The organism is Lelliottia sp. JS-SCA-14 (assembly GCF_035593345.1).
In the GTDB taxonomy this organism is placed as follows: Bacteria; Pseudomonadota; Gammaproteobacteria; order Enterobacterales; family Enterobacteriaceae; genus Enterobacter; species Enterobacter wanjuensis.
The window spans coordinates 14,590-35,864 of sequence record NZ_CP141606.1; the positions used below are offsets into that span (position 1 = coordinate 14,590).

Below are 21,275 nucleotides of genomic sequence, written 5' to 3' on the forward strand. Positions count from 1 at the left end.
ATCGTAGCCACTCAAACAATGATTTACGAAATCTTGCAGGAGACATTATGAAAGTTATGCGTACCACTGTCGCAACTGTTGTCGCCGCGACCTTATCTCTGAGCGCTTTCTCTGTATTCGCAGAAGCAAGCCTGACTGGTGCTGGTGCAACATTCCCTGCGCCGGTGTATGCCAAATGGGCTGATACTTACCAGAAAGAAACCGGTAACAAGGTTAACTATCAGGGTATCGGCTCCTCCGGTGGCGTGAAACAGATTACCGCGAACACCGTCGATTTCGGCGCATCAGACGCTCCGCTGTCTGATGACAAACTGGCGCAGGAAGGTCTGTTCCAGTTCCCGACCGTTATCGGTGGTGTTGTGCTGGCCGTGAATATCCCTGGCCTGAAATCTGGCGAACTGGTGCTGGATGGCAAAACCCTGGGTGATATCTATCTCGGCAAAATCAAAAAATGGGATGACGAAGCCATCACCAAACTGAACCCGGGCATCAAACTGCCTTCGCAGAACATCGCAGTGGTTCGTCGCGCTGACGGTTCCGGTACCTCCTTCGTCTTCACCAGCTACCTGGCGAAAGTGAACGAAGAGTGGAAATCCAAAATCGGTTCTGGCTCTACCGTTAACTGGCCGACCGGTCTGGGCGGTAAAGGTAACGACGGTATCGCCGCGTTCGTCCAGCGTCTGCCTGGCTCAATCGGCTACGTAGAGTACGCTTATGCTAAGCAGAACAACCTGGCTTACACCAAACTGATCTCTGCCGATGGCAAACCGGTTAGCCCGACTGAAGAGAACTTTGCGAACGCTGCCAAAGGCGCAGACTGGAGCAAATCCTTCGCTCAGGACCTGACCAACCAGAAAGGTGACGAGGCGTGGCCAATTACTTCCACCACCTTCATCCTGGTCCACAAAGATCAGAAGAAACCTGATCAGGGCGCAGAAGTGCTGAAGTTCTTCGACTGGGCGTACAAAAACGGCGGCAAACAGGCTAATGACCTGGATTACGCCAGCCTGCCAGACAGCGTGGTTGAGCAGATTCGTGCTGCATGGAAAACCAACGTGAAAGACAGCAGCGGTAAAGCATTGTACTGATTTAGAATTCTGACGAAAATGGCGGGTGGCGCAAGCTTACCCGCCCTACGGTTCTGACTGTAGGCCTGATAAGCGTTAGCGCCATCCGGCAATTCGTGAAACGTATTTAACAGAAGAGTGATTTATGGCTGCAACCAAGCCTGCTTTTAGCCCTCCGGGGAAACATGGTGACAAGATTTTCAGCGCGCTGGTCAGACTGGCTGCGCTGATTGTGCTATTGCTGCTGGGCGGCATTATCGTGTCACTGATTTTCTCCTCCTGGCCGAGCATCCAGAAATTCGGTTTTGCCTTCCTGTGGACCAAAGAGTGGGACGCGCCAAACGATATCTACGGTGCGCTGGTGCCGATCTACGGCACGCTGATGACCTCGTTCATCGCCCTGCTGATTGCGGTTCCTGTGAGCTTTGGTATTGCCCTGTTCCTGACGGAGCTGGCGCCAGGCTGGCTGCGACGCCCGCTGGGTATCGCGATTGAACTGCTGGCGGCGATCCCGAGTATCGTTTACGGCATGTGGGGCCTGTTTATCTTTGCGCCGCTGTTCGCGAAGTACTTCCAGGAGCCGGTGGGGAATATCCTCTCCAACATTCCGTTTGTCGGTGCGCTGTTCTCCGGTCCGGCCTTCGGGATTGGTATCCTGGCCGCAGGCGTGATCCTCGCCATCATGATTATTCCGTACATTGCGGCGGTCATGCGCGATGTCTTCGAACAAACCCCGGTGATGATGAAAGAGTCGGCCTACGGCATCGGCTGCACCACCTGGGAAGTTATCTGGCGTATCGTTCTGCCGTTCACCAAAAACGGTGTCATCGGCGGCATTATGCTGGGCTTAGGTCGTGCGCTGGGTGAGACCATGGCCGTGACCTTTATCATCGGCAACACCTACCAGCTCGACAGCATATCGCTGTACATGCCGGGCAACAGTATCACCTCAGCGCTGGCGAATGAGTTCGCCGAAGCTGAATCCGGGCTGCACGTGGCGGCACTGATGGAGCTGGGTCTGATTCTGTTTGTGATCACCTTCATTGTTCTGGCGATCTCTAAGTTTATGATCATGCGCCTCGCAAAAAGTGAGGGGGCACGCTAATGACAACTCTCGAAATGCAATCCACCGCGGAACTGGCTGAATCCCGCCGCAAAATGCAGGCGCGTCGCCGCATGAAAAACCGTCTGGCGCTGACGCTGTCGATGGCGACCATGGCGTTCGGTCTGTTCTGGCTGGTGTGGATCCTGTTTTCTACCGTGACGCGCGGTATTGACGGTATGTCCCTTGCGCTGTTCACCGAAATGACCCCACCGCCGAATACCGCTGGTGGCGGGTTAGCGAACGCCCTGGCGGGCAGCGGACTGCTGATCCTGTGGGCGACCGCCGTAGGTACACCGCTCGGCATCATGGCGGGGATTTATCTGGCGGAATATGGCCGTAAATCCTGGGTCGCAGAAGTGATTCGTTTCATCAACGACATTCTGCTCTCCGCGCCTTCTATCGTTGTCGGTCTGTTCGTCTACACCATCGTGGTGGCGCAGATGGAGCACTTTTCCGGCTGGGCGGGCGTGATTGCGCTGGCGCTGCTGCAGGTGCCTATCGTGATTCGTACCACCGAGAACATGCTGAAACTGGTCCCGGACAGCCTGCGTGAAGCGGCTTACGCACTCGGCACACCGAAATGGAAGATGATTTCGGCGATCACCCTGAAAGCGTCGGTCTCGGGGATCATGACCGGTATCCTGCTGGCGATTGCCCGTATCGCGGGTGAAACCGCGCCGCTGCTGTTCACCGCGCTCTCCAACCAGTTCTGGAGCACGGACATGATGCAGCCGATCGCCAACCTGCCGGTCACCATCTTTAAATTTGCGATGAGCCCGTTCGCGGAGTGGCAGCAGCTGGCCTGGGCCGGGGTGCTGATTATTACCCTTTGCGTACTGTTGCTGAACATTCTGGCGCGCGTCATTTTCGCGAAGCAGAAACACGGTTAATTTTGACGGCGCGGCACAACGCGGCGCCGAATGAGGAAATGAGTCAATGAGTATGGTTGATACTGCACCGGGTAAGATTAAGGTTCGTGATTTGAACTTCTACTACGGTAAATTCCATGCCCTGAAAAACATCAACCTGGATATCGCCAAGAACCAGGTCACGGCATTTATCGGCCCATCAGGCTGTGGCAAGTCCACCCTGCTGCGTACCTTTAACAAGATGTTTGAGCTGTACCCTGATCAGCGCGCGGAAGGCGAAATTCTGCTGGATGGCGACAACATTCTGACCAACACCCAGGATATCGCCCTGCTGCGTGCCAAAGTGGGGATGGTGTTCCAGAAACCGACGCCGTTCCCGATGTCGATCTACGACAACATCGCCTTTGGCGTGCGTCTCTTCGAAAAGCTCTCGCGTGCTGATATGGACGAGCGCGTGCAGTGGGCTTTGACCAAGGCCGCATTATGGAACGAAACCAAAGATAAACTGCACCAGAGCGGATACTCTCTCTCCGGTGGTCAGCAGCAGCGTCTGTGCATTGCGCGCGGTATCGCCATTCGCCCGGAAGTGCTGCTGCTGGATGAGCCGTGCTCGGCCCTCGACCCGATCTCCACCGGTCGTATCGAAGAGCTGATCACCGAGCTGAAACAGGATTACACCGTGGTGATCGTGACCCACAACATGCAGCAGGCTGCGCGTTGTTCCGACCATACGGCGTTTATGTACCTGGGCGAGTTGATTGAGTTTAGTGACACAGATGCTCTGTTCACCAGGCCCGCGAAGAAACAAACCGAAGATTATATTACTGGCCGCTACGGTTGATTTGGAGTGAATCATGGACAACCTCAATCTTAACAAACACATTTCCGGCCAGTTCAACGCAGAGCTGGAAAGTATCCGCACCCAGGTGATGACGATGGGCGGCATGGTCGAGCAGCAGCTGTCTGATGCGATCACCGCCATGCATAACCAGGACAGCGAGCTGGCGAAGCGCGTTGTCGAAGGCGACAAAAACGTCAACATGATGGAAGTGGCAATCGACGAAGCCTGCGTGCGCATCATCGCGAAACGTCAACCGACGGCCAGCGACCTGCGTCTGGTGATGGCGATCATCAAAACCATCGCCGAGCTGGAACGTATTGGCGACGTGGCGGATAAAATCTGCCGCACCGCGCTGGAGAAGTTCTCCCACCAGCACCAGCCGCTGCTGGTGAGCCTGGAATCCCTGGGCCGTCATACGGTGCAGATGCTGCATGACGTGCTGGATGCGTTCGCGCGCATGGATCTTGATGAAGCGGTACGTATTTACCGTGAAGATAAAAAGGTCGACCAGGAATATGAGGGCATCGTGCGTCAGCTGATGACCTACATGATGGAAGATCCGCGCACCATTCCAAGCGTACTCACCGCGCTGTTCTGCGCGCGCTCTATCGAGCGTATCGGCGACCGCTGCCAGAACATTTGTGAATACATCTTCTACTTCGTGAAAGGACAGGATTTCCGTCACGTAGGCGGGGATGAGCTGGACAAGCTGCTGGCGGGGAAAGACCCGAAAGAGTGATCGGTTCAGGCAGGTTTTGTAGGCCGGATAAGCGCAAGCGCCATCCGGCTTTTTTCATTAACGCGTAATATCCCACCCGCGCGCCTTCCACAGCTCCGGCAACTGCGCCAGATCGGTAAAGGTCGTCACTTTCGGATGGCTTATCGGCTGGTTATGCGGATCGGCGCAGAAGTAAAACACCTCCATCCCCGCATCAATCCCTGACTGCGCGCCGGCGCTGGAATCATCCACCAGAATGCAGTTTTCCACGTTCACGTTCATCGCTTTCGCGGCGTGGAACATCAGGGCCGGATCCGGCTTCCAGCGCTGGATATCGTAGCCGCTGAACAGTTTTTCCGGGAAATGGTGCAACATGTCCAGCTTGCCGAGGGAGTGCTGCATTTTGCTGACCGGGCCGTTGGAGACCACGCACATTGGCACCGTCATTGAATCGAGCAGCGCATTCGCTCCGGCGATCACTTCCAGCTCCGAGTCGAAAAGGCGTGCGACCTCGGCGCGGTAAACTGGTTCTAAGTCGGCTTTCGCCAGACTGACGCCGTGCTCAGCGTTGATAATGTCGATGATCTCGTACAGTTTGACGCCTTTGAAGCGTTTAAACGTCTCTTCGAGATCGAGCGTAATGCCAAATTCCTGGAACATGCTGACATACGCGCGGGAACAAATGACCTCACTGTCGACCAGCGTACCGTCGCAGTCGAAAAATACCGCTTCAATTCCGGACATGCCTTTCCCTTTTAACAAGTTTAACGTTTACGTAATGCAGTTTTGCGAGACGCAATCGTTGCCGTATAAGCAAAATCAATGAAAAAAAGTATCTCGCAAACGCGCCTATTGTCGCATTTTGGTATAGGATAGCGACGGATTTTTCCCTCCTTGTTCGGAAACTGATGATGAGCCAACAACACACTACCCAGACGTCTGGTCAGGGTCTGCTTGAGCGCGTGTTTAAACTGCGCGAGCACGGCACAACGGCACGCACCGAAGTGATCGCCGGTTTTACCACCTTCCTGACGATGGTTTATATCGTTTTTGTTAACCCTCAAATTCTGGGCGTTGCTGGCATGGATACCAGCGCCGTCTTCGTGACCACCTGTCTGATCGCCGCCCTCGGCAGCATCCTGATGGGCGTGTTCGCCAATCTTCCGGTCGCTCTGGCACCGGCAATGGGTCTGAACGCATTCTTCGCCTTCGTGGTGGTGCAGGCGATGGGCCTGCCGTGGCAAGTGGGGATGGGCGCCATCTTCTGGGGCGCGGTCGGCCTGCTGCTGCTGACCATTTTCCGCGTGCGTTACTGGATGATTGCTAATATCCCGGTGAGCCTGCGTGTGGGTATCACCAGCGGTATCGGTCTGTTCATCGGCATGATGGGCCTGAAAAACGCGGGCGTGATCGTTGCCAACCCGGAAACCCTGGTGAGCATCGGCAACCTGACCTCGCACAGCGTCCTGCTGGGCGTGCTGGGCTTCTTCATCATCGCTATTCTGGCGTCCCGTAACATTCACGCTGCGGTGCTGGTCTCGATTATCGTGACCACCCTGCTGGGCTGGATGCTGGGCGATGTGCATTACAGCGGCATTGTCTCTGCACCACCAAGTGTGACCACCGTGATTGGCCACGTCGATCTGGCGGGTTCGTTTAACCTTGGCCTGGCAGGCGTGATCTTCTCCTTCATGCTGGTAAACCTGTTCGACTCCTCCGGTACCCTTATCGGTGTGACCGATAAAGCGGGTCTGGCAGATGAGAAAGGTAAATTCCCGCGCATGAAGCAGGCGCTGTATGTGGACAGCATCTCGTCGGTAGCCGGTTCTTTCATCGGTACTTCTTCCGTCACGGCGTATATCGAGTCCTCTTCCGGCGTCTCCGTCGGTGGCCGCACCGGTCTGACCGCTGTGGTCGTGGGCCTGCTGTTCCTGCTGGTGATCTTCCTTTCTCCGCTGGCGGGTATGGTTCCACCGTACGCGGCTGCAGGCGCGCTGATCTACGTCGGCGTGCTGATGACCTCGAGTCTGGCGCGCGTGAAGTGGGAAGATTTAACCGAAGCGGTTCCAGCGTTTATTACCGCCGTGATGATGCCGTTCAGCTTCTCCATCACCGAAGGTATCGCCCTGGGCTTTATCTCCTACTGCGTGATGAAAATCGGTACCGGTCGTTTCCGCGAACTGAGCCCATGCGTGATCGTGGTGGCACTGCTGTTCGTGCTGAAGATTGTATTTATCGACGCGAAATAAACAGCAAGGCCTTCCCGAATGGGAAGGCCTTTAGTGTTTGCGCCCTCTCCCCGTGGGAGAGGGTTGGGGTGAGGGCATCAGACCGCACTCACCCCTAGGCTTTAACTCGCTGAATATATTCGCCAAACGCGGTCAACTGACCGGTCAGATGATCCAGCGTGCTTTGATCGACCACTTCGCCCGTCTGGATATCGACTTTGTTCTGAATCACCCCGCCCATAAATTCCGGCTTGTTCATCACCATCGCATCCAGGAACACCAGAATCTGACGCAGATGATACTGGCAGCGTGCGCCGCCAATCGCGCCCATCGAGCTGGTCTGGATCAGCACCGGCTTGCCGGACAGCGGCTGTTCCGGCAAACGGGAGAGCCAGTCGATCGCATTCTTCAGGCCACCTGGCACCGAATAGTTGTATTCCGGAGTCACAATCACCACGCCATCGGCCTGGCGGATCTGCTCGGCCAGCGCTTCGACACTTTGCGGGAACCCTTCTTCCTGCTGAACATCGGCGTCGTACAGAGGGATATCGCCAATCGACGGCAGCGCGGTCACGTCCATCCCAGCCGGTGCCAGCTTAGGCAGCGTGCGGGCAACCATCCCGTTAAATGAACCTTTGCGCAGGCTTCCCAGTAACGTAACAACTTTCAACGTATCAGACATGATTACTCCTTTTTCATCATGATGGCCCATCAGCGGGTCAGTTAAGGGTAAGAGCTTTTTCTGCCGGTAAACTGGTTAATCTCATCAGGCGCGCGGCGGGCTCGTTGGCGCGCGCGGGGACATCAGGAAGGCTACGCCATCCGTCGCGGCTGTCAAATTCCCAGATTTTCAAGCGCTCAATGGCGGGCGTGACGGCAATCGACCAGATCAGCACGTCTTCGGCGTCGCTGAGGGCTTCCACCCGTGCGGCTTTAGTCGCCCGCAGACGGCCTGAGCCCGGCAGCAACTGGAGCAGGCTGGCATCGTCCACGGCACAACCCGAGAGCTTCTGAATGCTCTGACGCAGGGTGATGAGCTGTGCTTTGGCTTCGTTAGGGTCGTTTTGATTACGCACCCACAGCTTTTCGTTGCTCGAGAGCGGGTAGTCGTCGTGGGCGTGAGGGCCGTGGAAACCGCGAGTCGCGCGCTGGAGTTCCATATCCAGTCCACAATCGCCTTCCGTTGTGAGGGCCACGCCGACGATGTTTCCGGTGTAGGCGATGGAAAAACGCGGCAGTTCAGGGTCAGCAAAAACCGGGCGGCCTTCAGGCTGGGTGATCATTTCTGGCAGTTCGGTCGTGCCGTAGAGCATAAACAGCAGCTCGGAGAGTAAGGCCCGGGAGGCCAGAAAGCGCGAGCGTCGGTGATCGGGAAGCTTGCGCACTTCGTTGTGACAGGATGAGGAGAGTCTGACTGACACCAGTCGTCCTTCGGTCAGGATCCCTCTTGCAAAATGCGTTGCCATTTTTCGCTCCATGATAATGGTCAGTGACAGGTTAAACGGTTACATGATTATCGCTTAACTTCGCATCTGTTTTAATCGGTAAATCCACGAATGAGAAGCCTGGGGACCGAACTTTACATTTTTAGAGGAAAAAATTGGATCTCTAACGCAGGGAATCGCAGTACAACGCCTTAATCGTCTCTTTCAGCCAGATGATTTTCGGGTTGTGGCTGTTCCGTTTATGCCAGATCAGAGTGAAGGGAACGTTGAGCTTTTCGGCCAGCGCTTCGTCGATGGGGATAGGGCGGCGCACCAGCTTGCGCTGGTGGAGTTGATTGTAGTGATGACAGTAGTGCGGCGCGGTGGCGATATAGTTGTGGTCCGGCTGCGCGGCCATAAACATCGACTGCTCAAAGCCCGGCAGGCTCAGGGCAATGTTGCGCTCGAGCCCCATCTCCCTCAGCACTTCGTCCAGCGCCCAGGTATCGCTGCGCTCCCAGAAGATGCTGATGTGGGGATAGCGCAAAAATGTCTCGAGATTCCACTCTTCGTTTAGCGCCGGGTGATCCTCGCGTAAATAGACACAAGGCCGGTCGCTGAAGAGGATTTCGTGGTCGATAAACCACGGGAGCAGCTTCAACAGTTCGCGCGAGCGTGGATGGGTTTCGCGCCCGGTAAAACCGATGTCCACTTCGCCGCGGGTGATGGCATCCAGCGAGTCGTAATCCCAGTGGCGCATTCTCACCGTCGCCTGCGGATAGCGCTGATTCACCTGATCTAACAGGGCGTTAAAGCGGATCAGCATCAGCGGCGTTTCCGCCGCCAGCTCGAATTTCAGCCCGCTGAGGGAATCGTGATGCGGTTTATCGAGGATCTGATTGCCGATCTGCATCCAGTCCGTCAGGTTTTGCTCAAGACTGACGGTCAGCGGCGTCGGCAGCAGACCCAGCGGGGTTTTCACAAACAGCGGGTCGTCGAACCAGTCGCGCAGTTTCGCCAGCGATTTACTCACCGCCGATGGCGTGACGTTCATCCGTTTCGCGGCTTTGGTGACGCTGCGTTCCTGCAGCAACAGCTGCAGGCACAGTAACAGGTTAAGATCGAGGCTGCTGATGGGCTTCTTCATAGTGCGCTGCGGGCTGTATCGCCATGATTAACAGGATGCAGACCATGCTACAGCCAATCAGAATCCCGATCAGCATATTCAGCGCATTAAGACCGATCACCGCCGCCAGCCAAATCCACAGGGACGAGCCGCACACCTGAGCAATGCCGAGCGCGGAGCTGGCCACACCGGCGCGCAGGGAGAACGGCCCCAGCGCCTGACTCATTGCCACGCCAAATCCCACTGAGAACCCGGCGCAGATCAGGGTGATACCCGCCAGCATAATGGCGTGAGAACTCGCCGTCGCCAGCACAACGCCCGCAATCAGGAACAGGATCTGCGAGGTCATCATCAGCGTACGCTGGCTAAACACATTGAGGGCAAACGGCGTCGAGAACGACACCGCCATGCTCACCATCGCGGTCAACGCCATCACCGTGGAGTACTCCCCGCGATCAAACCCCATGGTTTCCATCAGTAAAACAGGGGAAACGTTTACATAGGTGAGGATGACCACGACGCTCAGGGTGGTGATCAGCAGACGGCTGATGAAAAAGCGGTTCAGGAGTTTCTCAGCCGGGTGAATCGTCGCGGCATTCCCCGCGTGATGCGAACCAGGATGCGTCTCTTTCAGTACCGTGATCGAGAGGATAAAGACCAGCAGGCCCATTGCCGCCATCGTCCAGAACAGGCTCTGCCACGGCAGCTTGAGCATAATCAGATAACCGATCACCGGAGCCAGCACCGGAATAATGCAGGTGATGCCGTTGAGCATGGAGAGCACTTTCGCGCGGCGCTGGGCGCTGAGGGTATCGCGCAAAATAGCAAACGCCACCACATAACAGCCGCCCGCCCCGATGCCCTGAATGAAGCGTCCGGTCAGGAACAGCGTGCTGTCCTGCGCCATCGAGCACAGCACCGACGCCAGCGCAAAGATCACCGCCCCGGTAATCGCCACAGGCTGCCGCCCGGCTTTGTCGGCAATCTTACCGGCAAATACCATCGACGATGCCATTCCCGCCAGATAAGCCGAAAATGCGATATGCAGTTGCGCTTCGCTGGCCCCCAGATCGCGTGCGATGTGCGGCAGGCCGACCAGATACATATCAATGCCCGACGGATAAAGCAGAACCAGTGCAAAACTACAGAACAGAAAACGCGCCATAAATCCCCCATGTAAGGCAGGCTGGAAGCATAGGGGGAGAACGGGGAAGATGCGAGTTGCCATTTGGACAAAGGTGATTTCCTGATAGGAAATCACCTTGATGCAGATGCTGGAAAGTTGTGCTAACTCGTTAATCTGTCAGCGATACGTTGCCTTCAAAACATGGCTATGGGCACATTCAAGTACACAAAAACCAAAAAGGTGGTGGAACCACGGTTGAACAGAATGAGAACCGAACCATCACTCTATGAGGACTTAGGGCATTTCAGCTTTTATTACGGTGTTCCCGAAACGGCAATAGTTTTTGCCAATGAATTTCGCCTTATTAATAACTGAGAATAAGATTTTATACGGCTCGCATAAACCCTCTGTTATGAGGAGATAAGCATAGTTTTTGCGTTATGACTTGCGCGGCCTGCGCTCGCCCCTTCAATGGTGGCCCTGGCAGGGGCTTCGAAAGAAGCGCCGGGTCGTGATAACCGGTACGCCAACCCTGTCTGGGTCACCACCAGTGAGCCTGGCGTATCCGGTGGTGGCGTAAACCTGCTTATCACGAAGCGGAGCGCAGCGGATGTGTCCTTTTCCTGAATCTCTCGTTGCACCAGCCTCCGCCGGAGGTATCTATGAAAATCACCGTAGAACAACCCTCAGCCAGAGAACTGGTCGATCGCTCGCGAGTCCTGGTGCATGTAATGCTCGAGCATCCTGACGATATCGGCCCGAATTATGCGTTGCTTCTCATCCTTGCCGCCCAGCTACAACTGTTAAGAGATGCTTTTGAAGAAGATGAGGTGAGACGGCTTAGAGACGAAAATTTCCTCAATAATTTTTACAGCGACCCTAGCATCAGGGATAGATGTTGTGGTGTGTTTTGGCACAATTCGGAATCCAGCGATACATTCATTATCTGAATCCTTCAAGTTCCCCCATTTATTGTCTACTAAGTAAAAAGAAAGCGGGGGGATGTGTTTTGCAATCTAAGGCTACAATAATATATTGATTTTATTAGACTATATTATAAATTTAGTTCTCAAATTTGCTCTGGCTAATAAGTGTTGTATGTTTTAATTGAAAACTGATAGATAGTATTTTACTATAAATTGGTAAATAACTTTTTATATAAAGGATTATGATGAAACAAGAGCATGTACTAATACATTTTTCTACGAAAAAGCCTTTTTCTAATAAACCTGAAATGCCAGAAGGTGCAGTTTATAATAAGGAAAAGGGTTATTGGATTAGAAATGGGGAACCTTTAGTGTCATATAATTCAGAATATGGAACTAGGGCTACCAAGAAGTGTGATGTTGAAACTGGAGAGGATCAAAAAGGAGAATGAAAAATTATGTATTGATTCTATCAAGCATGTATGATTTTTCCACGGATTTGGTTGTTCAGCGCCTGGAAAATAATGGCGATGCTTTTATTAGACTAAACAAAGAGCAATTAAGTGATTATGAGATTTTTTTAGATCCCGTAAATACAATCCTAAGGGTGAAAGGTGAATATGTTGATGTGGAGACATCTAATGTAAAATCAGTTTGGTTTCGACAACCTGTTTTTCTAAGAAATACTCCAGGGCGGAGTATTGATATAAATGAGCAGCTTTCATTATCGCAATGGAATGCTTTTCTTAGGGGATTAATGGTTTTTGATAAGGCGTATTGGATGAATTGGCCACAAGCAACATATGCTGCTGAATCTAAGCCATATCAGCTAATGATTGCAAAAAAGATGGGTTTTTCTGTACCTCAAACGATTATTAGTAACTCTCTTGGTTTTGAAAGACTCCCTTCAACGAATTTTATTATAAAGTCGATGGATACCGTTTTACTTAAAGAAAATGATGATTGCTATTTTACATACACATCGAAAGCTAATCCTGAGGACTTTTCTTTAGACAAAACCAAACAGGCACCGATAACATTTCAAGAATATATTGAGGATAAGTTAGATATTAGAGTTACTATTGTTGGCTCCAAAGTATATGCCGTTGCAATAAAATCTAATGGTAATGCTATCTCTGATGATTGGAGAACTGTAAAAAAAGAAGATCTTGAATATGTCGATATTGAACTTCCTGTTATGATTAAAAAACTTTGCATAGAGTATGTTAAGTTTCTTGGGTTAAATTATGGTGCCATTGATTTTATCAAAACAAAAGACGAATATATATTTATTGAAATAAATCCAACTGGAGAGTGGGGATGGCTTTCTAATGATAAAAGAGAAATTGATTACGCTATTGCAAAGAAATTATCTGAGGCTAATTAAAATGATCTCTAGGATTATTGAGGAGGTTTTCCCATTTCTTTACTTTTACTATATTGCGAACAAAAAAACAGTTAGTGTGTATGATATCACCTTTTCAAATTTTGAGTTTTACTCAGGATTATCGGATGAAAAAATAGTCGTGAGACTTGAAAGCGAGCATAATAGAGCCAAGGAGATAGATGATAAGACTTTTAAATTCACATTAGCATTAAGTATATCATTAAGTATTATAAGTGCCGGTGCTAGTGGAGTTGTTAAATTTCTTCCTGAAAGTCCCTTGAGTCCATATATATCGTTTGTGTTTTTTCTTTCTTCTTTTTATATGCTATGTGGTGGCCTTATCTCATTGGGTTCATTAAAAACCCTACCAAAATTTGGGTATGGAACGTATTTTGAGATCAACAAAAGTAGAGAATCCTTAATTAAAGCCATCGTTGGTCAAGAAAAGGTTAATATAATACGGCATATAAGAAATGAGCTTTCTTATATGAGTTTACGAAATGGTTTTTTACTAATCCTCTTTGCTCTTATTTTGTGTTTATTTATATTGGCTACCAGTTTTTTTGTGAGTCACTTACGATTTGAACCGTTGACATATTACTGTCTATGAATAGTTAATATAATTCTAGTGATTGAGTTTAACTTCCTCACCATTTACAAATATTAATCCTTCACGAATAAGTTTCTCCAGCCAACGCGAAAATTTCTTCTCGACGTTAATTCCCTTAACCCGTAGATCGTCGCGCAAGAGCGTGCGGGTACAAGGCTTATTCTGGCTGATGCGTTGGTTAATACAGCGCCATAACGCCGTATGGTTGCGGGTGATATGAGGAACGTCGGGTGGTATACCACTACTCAGTAAGTCATCGGCTGGTTACCGGGGCTCGTCGTTCAGTATTAGCGAGGTCACTGGTTCGCCATCACTATCGGTATAGATAACGACTTCCTCAAGATCGTAGGCGGTGACCTACGGCATCTCCGCATGTTTCATCTTTGTACAACTCAAGGTGATAGCGTTGCGACGTCCCTCACGCCTAACGTTAAACTCGGCATCCAGCGCGGCCTGAAAAGCACTTGAACCGCGTGCGCCTCGTTCCTGATCCTTACCTGAGTGATGAACGATCATCATAGCTGCGCGCGTATGATACCGAATGGCGTCGCAACCCTGGATAAATGCGCCCCTATCCCGCGCGGTGTTTTCATCTGAGTTCCTAGGCGCGGATCCGCCGCGATACACTGGTTCCTCCTTCTCCGAAGATAAACAGCACAGCCCCTTGATTGATTCGCCTTCCGCCCCATGACGTACCGCTGGCAATATGGCACGCCAGCGATACTGCCAGAAAGGATTTAAAAGAGCCGCCGGGGCCGTAAATACTGCACAGCGCCCCGGCGGGAATAAGTCCTTTAACCTGATAATCCTGACTGGTGTTAAACCCTTGAGCCCCGGCGCAGCGGAAGGGAGGTGGTAAGAGTAGAGTCTGATGCTGCCATGACTTACGACCTGAGATTTGCAGGAAGTTGCTGGTTGAACACAATCCGGGAAATGGATTCACCGTAGTGACGGTAAAATTCATCCCAGTCGCTCAATGTGGTGTCTACAGGGAGAACCACACAGCCCTTCACTACTTCCGCAGCGGCGGTTGCATTCAGCAGCCCGGTATTTTTCTCCTGACTGCAATCATTATCGCCAGCCAGGATAAGGTGGCATTCAGGCCACTGCCCCCGGAAAGCGATGGCCACATTTTTCAGGTTGTGCGCCGACAGGGCAGCAACGACAGGAAAATGGCGAAGGCATGAGACCGCAAGCGCGGTTGCATATCCTTCGGTAATGATGATGCCTTCCGGTGGTTTGTTGTCCGGTGCCCAGGGTTCCGGTCTACCGTTGCGGCTCGCCTGATGTACCGGGCAAAAAAAATCCTTCAAATGGCTACCGGGCAGCAAGTACTTTTTCCCTCCTGGTAAGTGAATTACTGACATCTGTTTGACTGTCAGCCTGTTTGTTGCAGTGAATTTTCAGGCAGTAGCTGGGTTGAAGATGATCTGTGTGCTGGCGTCACTTTTAAGAGCGTAAGCGAGTGAAAGTGACGCTGCGTTTTGCACATTCAGCAGGAAGTACGGACGCAAAGCCTTCGGCAATGCCGTCCGACTTCTCTACAGCGTTCTGTCTGTCGCTACGCTTGCAACAGGGTAGCGATAAAGGGTGTGGTCACCTGTATCGAGACAGGAGGTCAGTTTCAGACCACGCTTCGTTCCCTGGATGACCGGGGGCTGACCGCCAAAGGCGCTTCTTACAGGTCGCAGTTCGTCTTAGAACAGGAAGCTTTTAGGGGGGCTGCTATGAGTTGGGATAGGGTAGATCTGGGGGAGGGGGAAAGCTGCGGGAAACTGTTTTTGGGAATTGAAAATTCTAAATTACAACAAAGTTAATCGTTACAATGGCAGAAAAATTGTAATGCCAATAATAAATTTAAATTAATATTACTGGCATCATTTTTTTAAAATCCATTGTAACTACTTTGCTTGTACTTCAACACTTACGCGAGAAACGTCATATTGTGATGTTGAAATAGGGGTTGCTAACGTTGGATCGAACAAGGCTAAGTTTATTCCCTCACTAACAGAACTTCTGTAAATTACACCATGAAAACCAATTTTTTTAATGAATTCGCATAAATATTGACTGGGGATATAATCAATAGCAGCACTTCGAGGTAACACAGGACGAGTTAATTCCTCTCCTAATTTTTCTAGAAAAGGTATATCTGCCCGCATTTTTCCTATTTCTTGTGCATCAGATAAGACAAAGGGAGAAACATGTTTTCTCGGCTCTCTTAAATCGACAATGATTAATTCTTCTGGTATTTCAAATTTAGCTACTGTTGCTATTTCACCTGTATGTGGTCTAATCTCAGAGACCGCTGTATTCGGCATAGATCCTAAATATAAATATGGAATGCCTGTGGGGTTCGCTCGTCCATGACTAGCATACCGACTTGGAGGTGCTCCCATATCTTCAATTTTATATGGAGTATCTGTTTGGTTTATCCTTGCTCTGAACCATATTCGTGGGATATCAAATGCCTTTAAATGGTTAAGTAATTCCTGTAATCTTTGAGTATCAATTTTCTCATCAAGGAAGTATCTGTTTTTGTGAAGGATCTCATCTCGTAATGTATCCCATTGCGCAAGGCCAGTGCTTTTGTAATTTTCGGAGGGAGAGAAGTTCTTTCGTACTATATCTCCGTCATCGAGAATTTCTCCCAATAACTCTTTAGCATGAGCATTGTCCATTGTTGGATGGGAAAATAAACACCAATCTTCTTTTAGCCATTCAACAAGGTTTTTTCCTTCAGGATTTATTTCATAGATATTTATCAGCAGTTCAAAATAATCCAACAAGAGTTTAGGGTCAATAATATCAACATCTTGACTGTTACAAAAAGAACAGTTTCCTTTTTGTGGCGTCAATGTAGGGATTATATTATTTCGCAATCCGTTATCATTGAAACATTCAGCACAACACATTCTAATCATTTTTAGCTCCTAAAATAATTAGCTAATGTTTCAACATGATGTCTCATTGAGAGTTTTTTGACTGTTCCCAATCCAGGAAAATGGCCTTTTGCATGCAAAGCTCGAAATTCTAAAATAGCTGAGGTCTCCAATACAGGAGAATTATCCTCGTTTATTGTTATAATGAGTTTTTCAAGTGCCTGTCCGAATTTCCCTGCAGGATCTGTTGGTGTATCTCTTGTTGTTGAAACAAAGTGGTAAATATACATGACATTTTCTTTTTTAGATTCTAAGAACGTGAGATGTATTGCTACCGCATATGCCGGGCCACCTCCTTCAGTATAGTCATCCCCAACGATTAAAAAATCGCCAAATCCATCCATTCCTTCTTCCCCGAAGGTTATATGAAGGTCAGAAAACTCTTCAATAGGAGGGTAATCAGCATTTTTTCTCTTTTTAAAACCATCGCGAATTAATATTCTGTCGCAGTCATTAAAATGTTTTCTATAAAGTTTACCGCAGTAGAGTTCTAAGAATATATGTTTAAATACTCGACCATTTGTTTTTTCTGATAAAGAGCGAGGCTCAGAAAATCCAGAGTGGATGAAACAAGGTTGATGTTCGGCATGTTCATCAAGCAACTCTATTATATCTTCTTCATCCATCCCTTCATTTAATAGTATCCCTGCAAAAATGTTTTCATGTCCATGAAAACTATCTTTCAATAATTGAGAGATATTATGCCCATTTGTTGAATGGTCACCATATGAAGGATTTACTATTACAATAGCTTTACCTTTAGCTTCACAGATCGCTTTTAGTGTTTTTTCTAATCCATTCAGGGTTTCTTTAACTGGTTCAATAATTGGAATGAAACCAGCCTGAGCCATTGTCTCTGCTGTCTCACGAATCGCTATTAATTCAAACTGCTTACCTCTAAAATATGGATAGTACATAAGTTTTTAAACCCATTTAAATGCTTCATTAAGAGGTTTATTCAACGTCTCAACTAAGCGATCTCGATCCTTACTACGTAACTGAACCATTAGGGCTATACTTTGCAATGCACTTGGTAAGTTTGCAATTAAAGTACTTAATGGAGCAAGATTACGCGTCCTTTTTAAAGTTTTTATCATGCAGTTCTGTACATCAATTGGATTTAGTTTGGTGAAGATACCTCTTATTGCATTACGCATCAATGTGTTGGGTAAATAGGGAATGTCAATATTTAATTCATTAAGGATATCAATAGCTTCGCTAAGTCTTAGTGAATCAAAAATAGTTGCAGTGCAAATATAATCAGTATTCTCTTTTGCTTCCCGTACGATACTAATTCTATTCCATCGAACCAAACTCATCACCCCTACGTCTTCTGATGTTTTTTCCAGGATATCTTGGATATGTGCAGTCCCTGCAATAACGTAGATCTTACTGAATGCTTTTCTATAGTTTTCAATTTGACTCTCGAGTCTGGCAAGCGAATCTCTATCTGACTTTATTTCATATACAGTTCCACAACCGTTAAGAATAACCATATCTGCTTTGCTAGAGCCAATTCTAAATTCAGTAAGCATACTGGCGGTACGCAAAGAATGACGGCCTAATAATACATTTCGAATTAACGCAGAACGATAGACATACTCATTTCTCAAACCTGAGCGTCTGAGCAAAGAAAATGCTGTATCAAAGGCATCACCAATAGTTACATTATCTGCGTCATAAAATTCGAAAAGAGATGCCTCAGACAGTAACCTTGAAAAAAGAGGTGACTGACCTTTTTTTGCTATCTCGGAAATCACTGACGAAGAAAACATCCTTGATAGCGCTGAGAGTTGCGTAGGATTTAGCACATCGATCCTCACAATGTTTATACTTAATGGTAACTATTTCTCATATTATTAGTTACTTTCAGTGGGTTATATAACAATTATGATGATAACTTATTAGATAACTTTTGTCACATTATTGTTCCTTTTTATTTGTAACTGACCAATTGTAATTAATTGAATTATATAGTTTATTTCTATTTTGGTGGCTTTATGCAGCATGTTGAAGTAGCAAAAGTTGGGTACTTAACTATTTAAATCAATTTGTAATAATGCCACATTTTTCCTATTTGACCTCATAAGCCTTCCCAAACTTACCGATAACCATCTTTCGCTCCTCCTCAATCTGCGCATCAACAAAGTCCGCCCAGGACTGAAGCATCTCCCGGCGCTGATTCAGGTACTCTGCACGGTTGTAGACATCGCGAACGCCGCCGATCTTATGTGCCCGGTATTTTCCACCCAGTCTGAGTTGTAGCCCTGCTCATGTAGCAATTTGCTAGCAGTACGCCGGAAGTCATGAATAACTAAATCCCTGACGTTCAGAGCCAGCGTACGCACCGCACAGTTCAGCGTTGTTTTGGAGATCGGGCGTCGGTGGTCGTTTCGGCTGGGGAAGACGTATGGGGTATCTCCGGCCAGAAATTTTAGCTCTTCGAACATCGCCAGCGCCTGCTTTGACAGCGGAACAATATGCGGTTTATCCATCTTCATTCTTTCGCCGGGGATACGCCATTTCAGCGCGTTGAAGTTAACTTCACTCCATGTCGCTTCAATCATCTCCGATTTACGCACCATGCAGATGATCAGCAGGTGCAGAGCCAGCTTGTGGCGTCAGTTTATGTTAGAGGTGTAGATCCACCGTAACAGGATGCCGATCCCTTCTGCGGTTAGCGCCTCGTCACGGCTCGTTACTTGAACGATATAACGAGTTTCGATAGCGGCTGCCGGATTGAAATCGTATAGGCCAGTATGCATTAAGAACTTTTCGCGCCAGCAGCGCGACGTGATCGGAACCCCGTTGCTTGATGCGGTCGAGTACGACCTGAATGTGGGCAGTTGTGAGCTCATCCTGTCCCAACTTCCCGATGATGGGGATGATGTCCTTCTCGATAACACGAGTGATGTTGCGCGGGTCGCAGTTACTTTCTCAACGATATCGATCATCCAGCGTTTGGCGAATGTTTTGACTGTCGTCGGGTCTTTCTGTTTAAGCTTTTCTTCCTGTTTTTTCTGCGCAGGATTGATGTCATAGGCAACCATTGAGCGGCACTTTCACGCCAAAGCCGCTCTTTAGCAAGTGAGAAAGCCGAGTATTCGCCCAGTGTGATCTTTTGCGATTAGTTGTCAAAGCAGTAGCGGAAACGCCAGATTATTTATCCTGTGGGAAGAACTTCAATCACCAGCCCGTCATGATCGGCAAGTTGCCATGGGAGGTTTCTGGGAGCAAGTGTACGTAGTTTGGTATCTGAAAGTGCCATATCTCACATCTACATTGTGTCCATGAGAAGGAATGTTTGAGCGTTTTTTTTACCGGTTTTTATGTCCATTTGATGTGATTTTTAGCACGAAAAATAAACAATGGCACACGGGGAATTTAGAGATGGGCACAATTCAGGACACAAAAATCGCGAATGAACCTGCACGACTATGGACGAGTATGGGAAGTAAAAACCCGCATTAACTGCGGGTTAGTGAACGTTCACGGACGAGGATGGACTAAAACTTATTTCCCGATACAGAAGCTCGAGAAAATCCGGCCTAACAAATCATCAGAGGTAAATTCGCCGGTAATCTCGCTCAGGCTTTGCTGTGCCAGGCGCAGCTCTTCCGCCAGCAGTTCACCCGCCCAGGCGCCGAGCAGCTGTGCTTTGCCCTGATCGAGGTGATTGGCGGCCTGTTCCAGCGCCTGCAGGTGGCGACGGCGCGCCAGGAAGCCGCCTTCCATGCTCGTATCAAAGCCCATGCTCTGCTTGAGATGGTTACGCAGGTCATCCACGCCTTCACCGGTACGGGCCGACAGGCGGATGAGTGAGTGACCGTTCACATCGCTCAGACCCAGCGTTTCGCCTGTTTTATCGGCTTTGTTACGCACCACGGTGATCGGCAGTTTAGCCGGCAGGCGGGCGATAAAGTCTGGCCAGATCTCTGCGGGGTCGACCGCGTCGGTGGTGGTGCCGTCGACCATAAACAGCACGCGGTCGGCCTGCTCGATCTCCTGCCACGCGCGTTCGATACCGATGCGCTCCACTTCGTCGCTGGCGTCGCGCAGGCCGGCGGTGTCGATGATGTGCAGCGGCATGCCGTCGATGTGAATATGCTCACGCAGCACGTCGCGGGTGGTCCCGGCGATATCGGTGACGATCGCCGCTTCGCGGCCCGCCAGGGCGTTTAGCAGGCTCGATTTCCCGGCGTTTGGACGACCGGCGATAACTACCTTCATCCCTTCGCGCAGCAGGCTACCCTGGCGCGCTTCGGCGCGCACGGCGTCGAGATCGGACATCACGCTGTTGAGCTGCGCTTCGATTTTACCGTCAGAGAGGAAGTCGATCTCTTCATCGGGGAAGTCGATTGCCGCTTCGACGTAGATTCGCAGGTGAGTGAGTGCTTCCACAAGATGATTCACGCGCGCGGAAAACGCTCCCTGCAGGGAGTTCAGGGCGGAACGCGCCGCCTGTTCGGAACTGGCGTCGATCAGGTCGGCAATGGCTTCGGCCTGTGCCAGATCGAGCTTGTCGTTGAGGAACGCGCGCTCGGAGAACTCGCCCGGCTTCGCAATACGCAGGCCTGGCAAAGTCAGAATACGTTTTAACAGCAGATCGAGGATCACCGGGCCGCCGTGGCCCTGCAGCTCCAGCACGTCTTCGCCGGTAAAAGAGTTCGGGCCGGGGAACCAGAGCGCGATGCCCTGATCCAGCGCGGTACCGTCGGCGTCTTTAAACGGCAGATAGTCGGCGTAGCGCGGCTTTGGCAGTTTGCCCAGCACGGCTTCGGCCACCTCGCGCGCCTTGAGGCCGGAGATGCGCAGAATGCCTACACCACCGCGTCCCGGTGGGGTTGCCTGGGCGACGATAGTGTCGTTATGGCTCATGGGATGTCTCTTTTTAAAATGTAAAAAG

General features: G+C 50.0%; 22 protein-coding genes and 2 pseudogenes. 11 read left to right on the plus strand and 13 right to left on the minus strand.

Features of this window, described 5'->3' with window-relative positions; translation table 11 throughout:
• Positions 1-47 precede the first annotated feature (47 nt).
• From pstS to phoU, 5 genes are all read left to right on the plus strand, one after another.
• Positions 48-1,088 carry a phosphate ABC transporter substrate-binding protein PstS gene (pstS, locus tag U9O48_RS00070; RefSeq protein WP_324723259.1) on the plus strand — a complete coding sequence of 347 codons (1,041 nt, stop codon included), beginning with the start codon at positions 48-50 and terminating at the stop codon, positions 1,086-1,088.
• A gap of 124 nt (positions 1,089-1,212) precedes the next feature.
• The gene (gene pstC / locus U9O48_RS00075; RefSeq protein ID WP_282494069.1) at positions 1,213-2,172 is read left to right on the plus strand and encodes a phosphate ABC transporter permease PstC; all 960 of its coding nucleotides are present in this window, start codon (positions 1,213-1,215) and stop codon (positions 2,170-2,172) included.
• Positions 2,172-3,062 carry a phosphate ABC transporter permease PstA gene (pstA, locus tag U9O48_RS00080; protein WP_282494068.1) on the plus strand — a complete coding sequence of 297 codons (891 nt, stop codon included), beginning with the start codon at positions 2,172-2,174 and terminating at the stop codon, positions 3,060-3,062. The genes pstC and pstA overlap by 1 nt, the downstream gene beginning before the upstream one ends.
• A gap of 46 nt (positions 3,063-3,108) precedes the next feature.
• Positions 3,109-3,882, plus strand: coding sequence for a phosphate ABC transporter ATP-binding protein PstB (pstB, locus tag U9O48_RS00085; RefSeq protein WP_282494067.1), 774 nt, complete (start codon positions 3,109-3,111; stop codon positions 3,880-3,882).
• 13 nt (positions 3,883-3,895) lie between these two features.
• Positions 3,896-4,621 carry a phosphate signaling complex protein PhoU gene (gene phoU / locus U9O48_RS00090; RefSeq protein ID WP_095284109.1) on the plus strand — a complete coding sequence of 242 codons (726 nt, stop codon included), beginning with the start codon at positions 3,896-3,898 and terminating at the stop codon, positions 4,619-4,621.
• 57 nt (positions 4,622-4,678) lie between these two features.
• On the opposite strand, the gene yieH is transcribed toward phoU, so the two are convergent.
• Positions 4,679-5,344, minus strand: coding sequence for a 6-phosphogluconate phosphatase (yieH, locus tag U9O48_RS00095; protein ID WP_285151071.1), 666 nt, complete (start codon positions 5,342-5,344; stop codon positions 4,679-4,681).
• Positions 5,345-5,511: 167 nt separating this feature from the next.
• Between yieH and adeP the strand changes: the two genes are divergently transcribed.
• Positions 5,512-6,849, plus strand: coding sequence for an adenine permease AdeP (gene adeP, locus U9O48_RS00100; RefSeq protein ID WP_285146299.1), 1,338 nt, complete (start codon positions 5,512-5,514; stop codon positions 6,847-6,849).
• A gap of 94 nt (positions 6,850-6,943) precedes the next feature.
• Here the strand turns inward: adeP and U9O48_RS00105 are convergent, their stop codons facing one another.
• The 4 genes from U9O48_RS00105 to U9O48_RS00120 all read right to left on the minus strand — a co-directional run bounded on the left by U9O48_RS00105 (position 6,944) and on the right by U9O48_RS00120 (position 10,543).
• Positions 6,944-7,510 carry an NADPH-dependent FMN reductase gene (locus tag U9O48_RS00105; protein WP_324723260.1) on the minus strand — a complete coding sequence of 189 codons (567 nt, stop codon included), beginning with the start codon at positions 7,508-7,510 and terminating at the stop codon, positions 6,944-6,946.
• A gap of 37 nt (positions 7,511-7,547) precedes the next feature.
• Positions 7,548-8,294, minus strand: coding sequence for a 4'-phosphopantetheinyl transferase family protein (locus U9O48_RS00110; RefSeq protein ID WP_285151070.1), 747 nt, complete (start codon positions 8,292-8,294; stop codon positions 7,548-7,550).
• A 142-nt stretch (positions 8,295-8,436) separates the two neighbouring features.
• Positions 8,437-9,399 (minus strand): HTH-type transcriptional regulator YidZ, encoded by a 963-nt coding sequence (gene yidZ / locus U9O48_RS00115; RefSeq protein ID WP_282494062.1) that lies wholly within the window; start codon positions 9,397-9,399, stop codon positions 8,437-8,439.
• Positions 9,368-10,543: an MFS transporter gene (locus U9O48_RS00120; RefSeq protein ID WP_282494061.1), complete on the minus strand. Its 1,176-nt coding sequence runs from the start codon at positions 10,541-10,543 to the stop codon at positions 9,368-9,370. Before U9O48_RS00120 ends, yidZ begins: the two co-directional genes overlap by 32 nt.
• A gap of 432 nt (positions 10,544-10,975) precedes the next feature.
• Here U9O48_RS00120 and U9O48_RS00125 point away from each other — a divergent pair, with 432 nt between their 5' ends.
• From U9O48_RS00125 to U9O48_RS00145, 5 genes and pseudogenes are all read left to right on the plus strand, one after another.
• Entirely contained in the window at positions 10,976-11,131 is a 156-nt protein-coding gene (locus tag U9O48_RS00125; protein WP_285146297.1) for an ash family protein, read from the plus strand.
• Between the two features lie 35 nt (positions 11,132-11,166).
• Positions 11,167-11,355: pseudogene (locus tag U9O48_RS00130) on the plus strand (hypothetical protein); the annotation flags it as partial.
• 320 nt (positions 11,356-11,675) lie between these two features.
• The gene (locus U9O48_RS00135; RefSeq protein ID WP_324723261.1) at positions 11,676-11,882 is read left to right on the plus strand and encodes a hypothetical protein; all 207 of its coding nucleotides are present in this window, start codon (positions 11,676-11,678) and stop codon (positions 11,880-11,882) included.
• On the plus strand, positions 11,879-12,817 hold the full coding sequence (locus U9O48_RS00140) for a hypothetical protein (protein ID WP_285146295.1): 939 nt from the start codon (positions 11,879-11,881) through the stop codon (positions 12,815-12,817). Before U9O48_RS00135 ends, U9O48_RS00140 begins: the two co-directional genes overlap by 4 nt.
• 1 nt (position 12,818) lies before the next feature.
• On the plus strand, positions 12,819-13,427 hold the full coding sequence (locus tag U9O48_RS00145) for a hypothetical protein (RefSeq protein ID WP_285146294.1): 609 nt from the start codon (positions 12,819-12,821) through the stop codon (positions 13,425-13,427).
• A 357-nt stretch (positions 13,428-13,784) separates the two neighbouring features.
• Here U9O48_RS00145 and U9O48_RS23305 read toward each other — a convergent pair whose 3' ends face one another.
• From U9O48_RS23305 to mnmE, 8 genes and pseudogenes are all read right to left on the minus strand, one after another.
• On the minus strand, positions 13,785-14,054 hold the full coding sequence (locus U9O48_RS23305) for an AAA family ATPase (RefSeq protein WP_416382119.1): 270 nt from the start codon (positions 14,052-14,054) through the stop codon (positions 13,785-13,787).
• Positions 14,029-14,391 (minus strand): AAA family ATPase, encoded by a 363-nt coding sequence (locus U9O48_RS23310; RefSeq protein WP_416382120.1) that lies wholly within the window; start codon positions 14,389-14,391, stop codon positions 14,029-14,031. The genes U9O48_RS23305 and U9O48_RS23310 overlap by 26 nt, the downstream gene beginning before the upstream one ends.
• Positions 14,312-14,794, minus strand: a complete 483-nt coding sequence (locus U9O48_RS00155; protein ID WP_285151067.1) for a toprim domain-containing protein — start codon at positions 14,792-14,794, stop codon at positions 14,312-14,314. Before U9O48_RS00155 ends, U9O48_RS23310 begins: the two co-directional genes overlap by 80 nt.
• A 534-nt stretch (positions 14,795-15,328) precedes the next feature.
• Positions 15,329-16,351 carry an RES family NAD+ phosphorylase gene (locus tag U9O48_RS00160; RefSeq protein ID WP_285146292.1) on the minus strand — a complete coding sequence of 341 codons (1,023 nt, stop codon included), beginning with the start codon at positions 16,349-16,351 and terminating at the stop codon, positions 15,329-15,331.
• Between the two features lie 2 nt (positions 16,352-16,353).
• A complete protein-coding gene (locus U9O48_RS00165) occupies positions 16,354-17,286 on the minus strand; it encodes a sce7725 family protein (protein ID WP_285146290.1) in 933 nt (310 codons plus the stop codon).
• 6 nt (positions 17,287-17,292) lie between these two features.
• A complete protein-coding gene (locus U9O48_RS00170; protein ID WP_285146289.1) occupies positions 17,293-18,180 on the minus strand; it encodes a sce7726 family protein in 888 nt (295 codons plus the stop codon).
• 262 nt (positions 18,181-18,442) lie between these two features.
• A pseudogene (locus U9O48_RS00175) lies at positions 18,443-19,637 on the minus strand (tyrosine-type recombinase/integrase).
• Positions 19,638-19,882: 245 nt separating this feature from the next.
• Positions 19,883-21,247 (minus strand): tRNA uridine-5-carboxymethylaminomethyl(34) synthesis GTPase MnmE, encoded by a 1,365-nt coding sequence (mnmE, locus tag U9O48_RS00180; protein WP_095284122.1) that lies wholly within the window; start codon positions 21,245-21,247, stop codon positions 19,883-19,885.
• Positions 21,248-21,275: the final 28 nt, after the last annotated feature.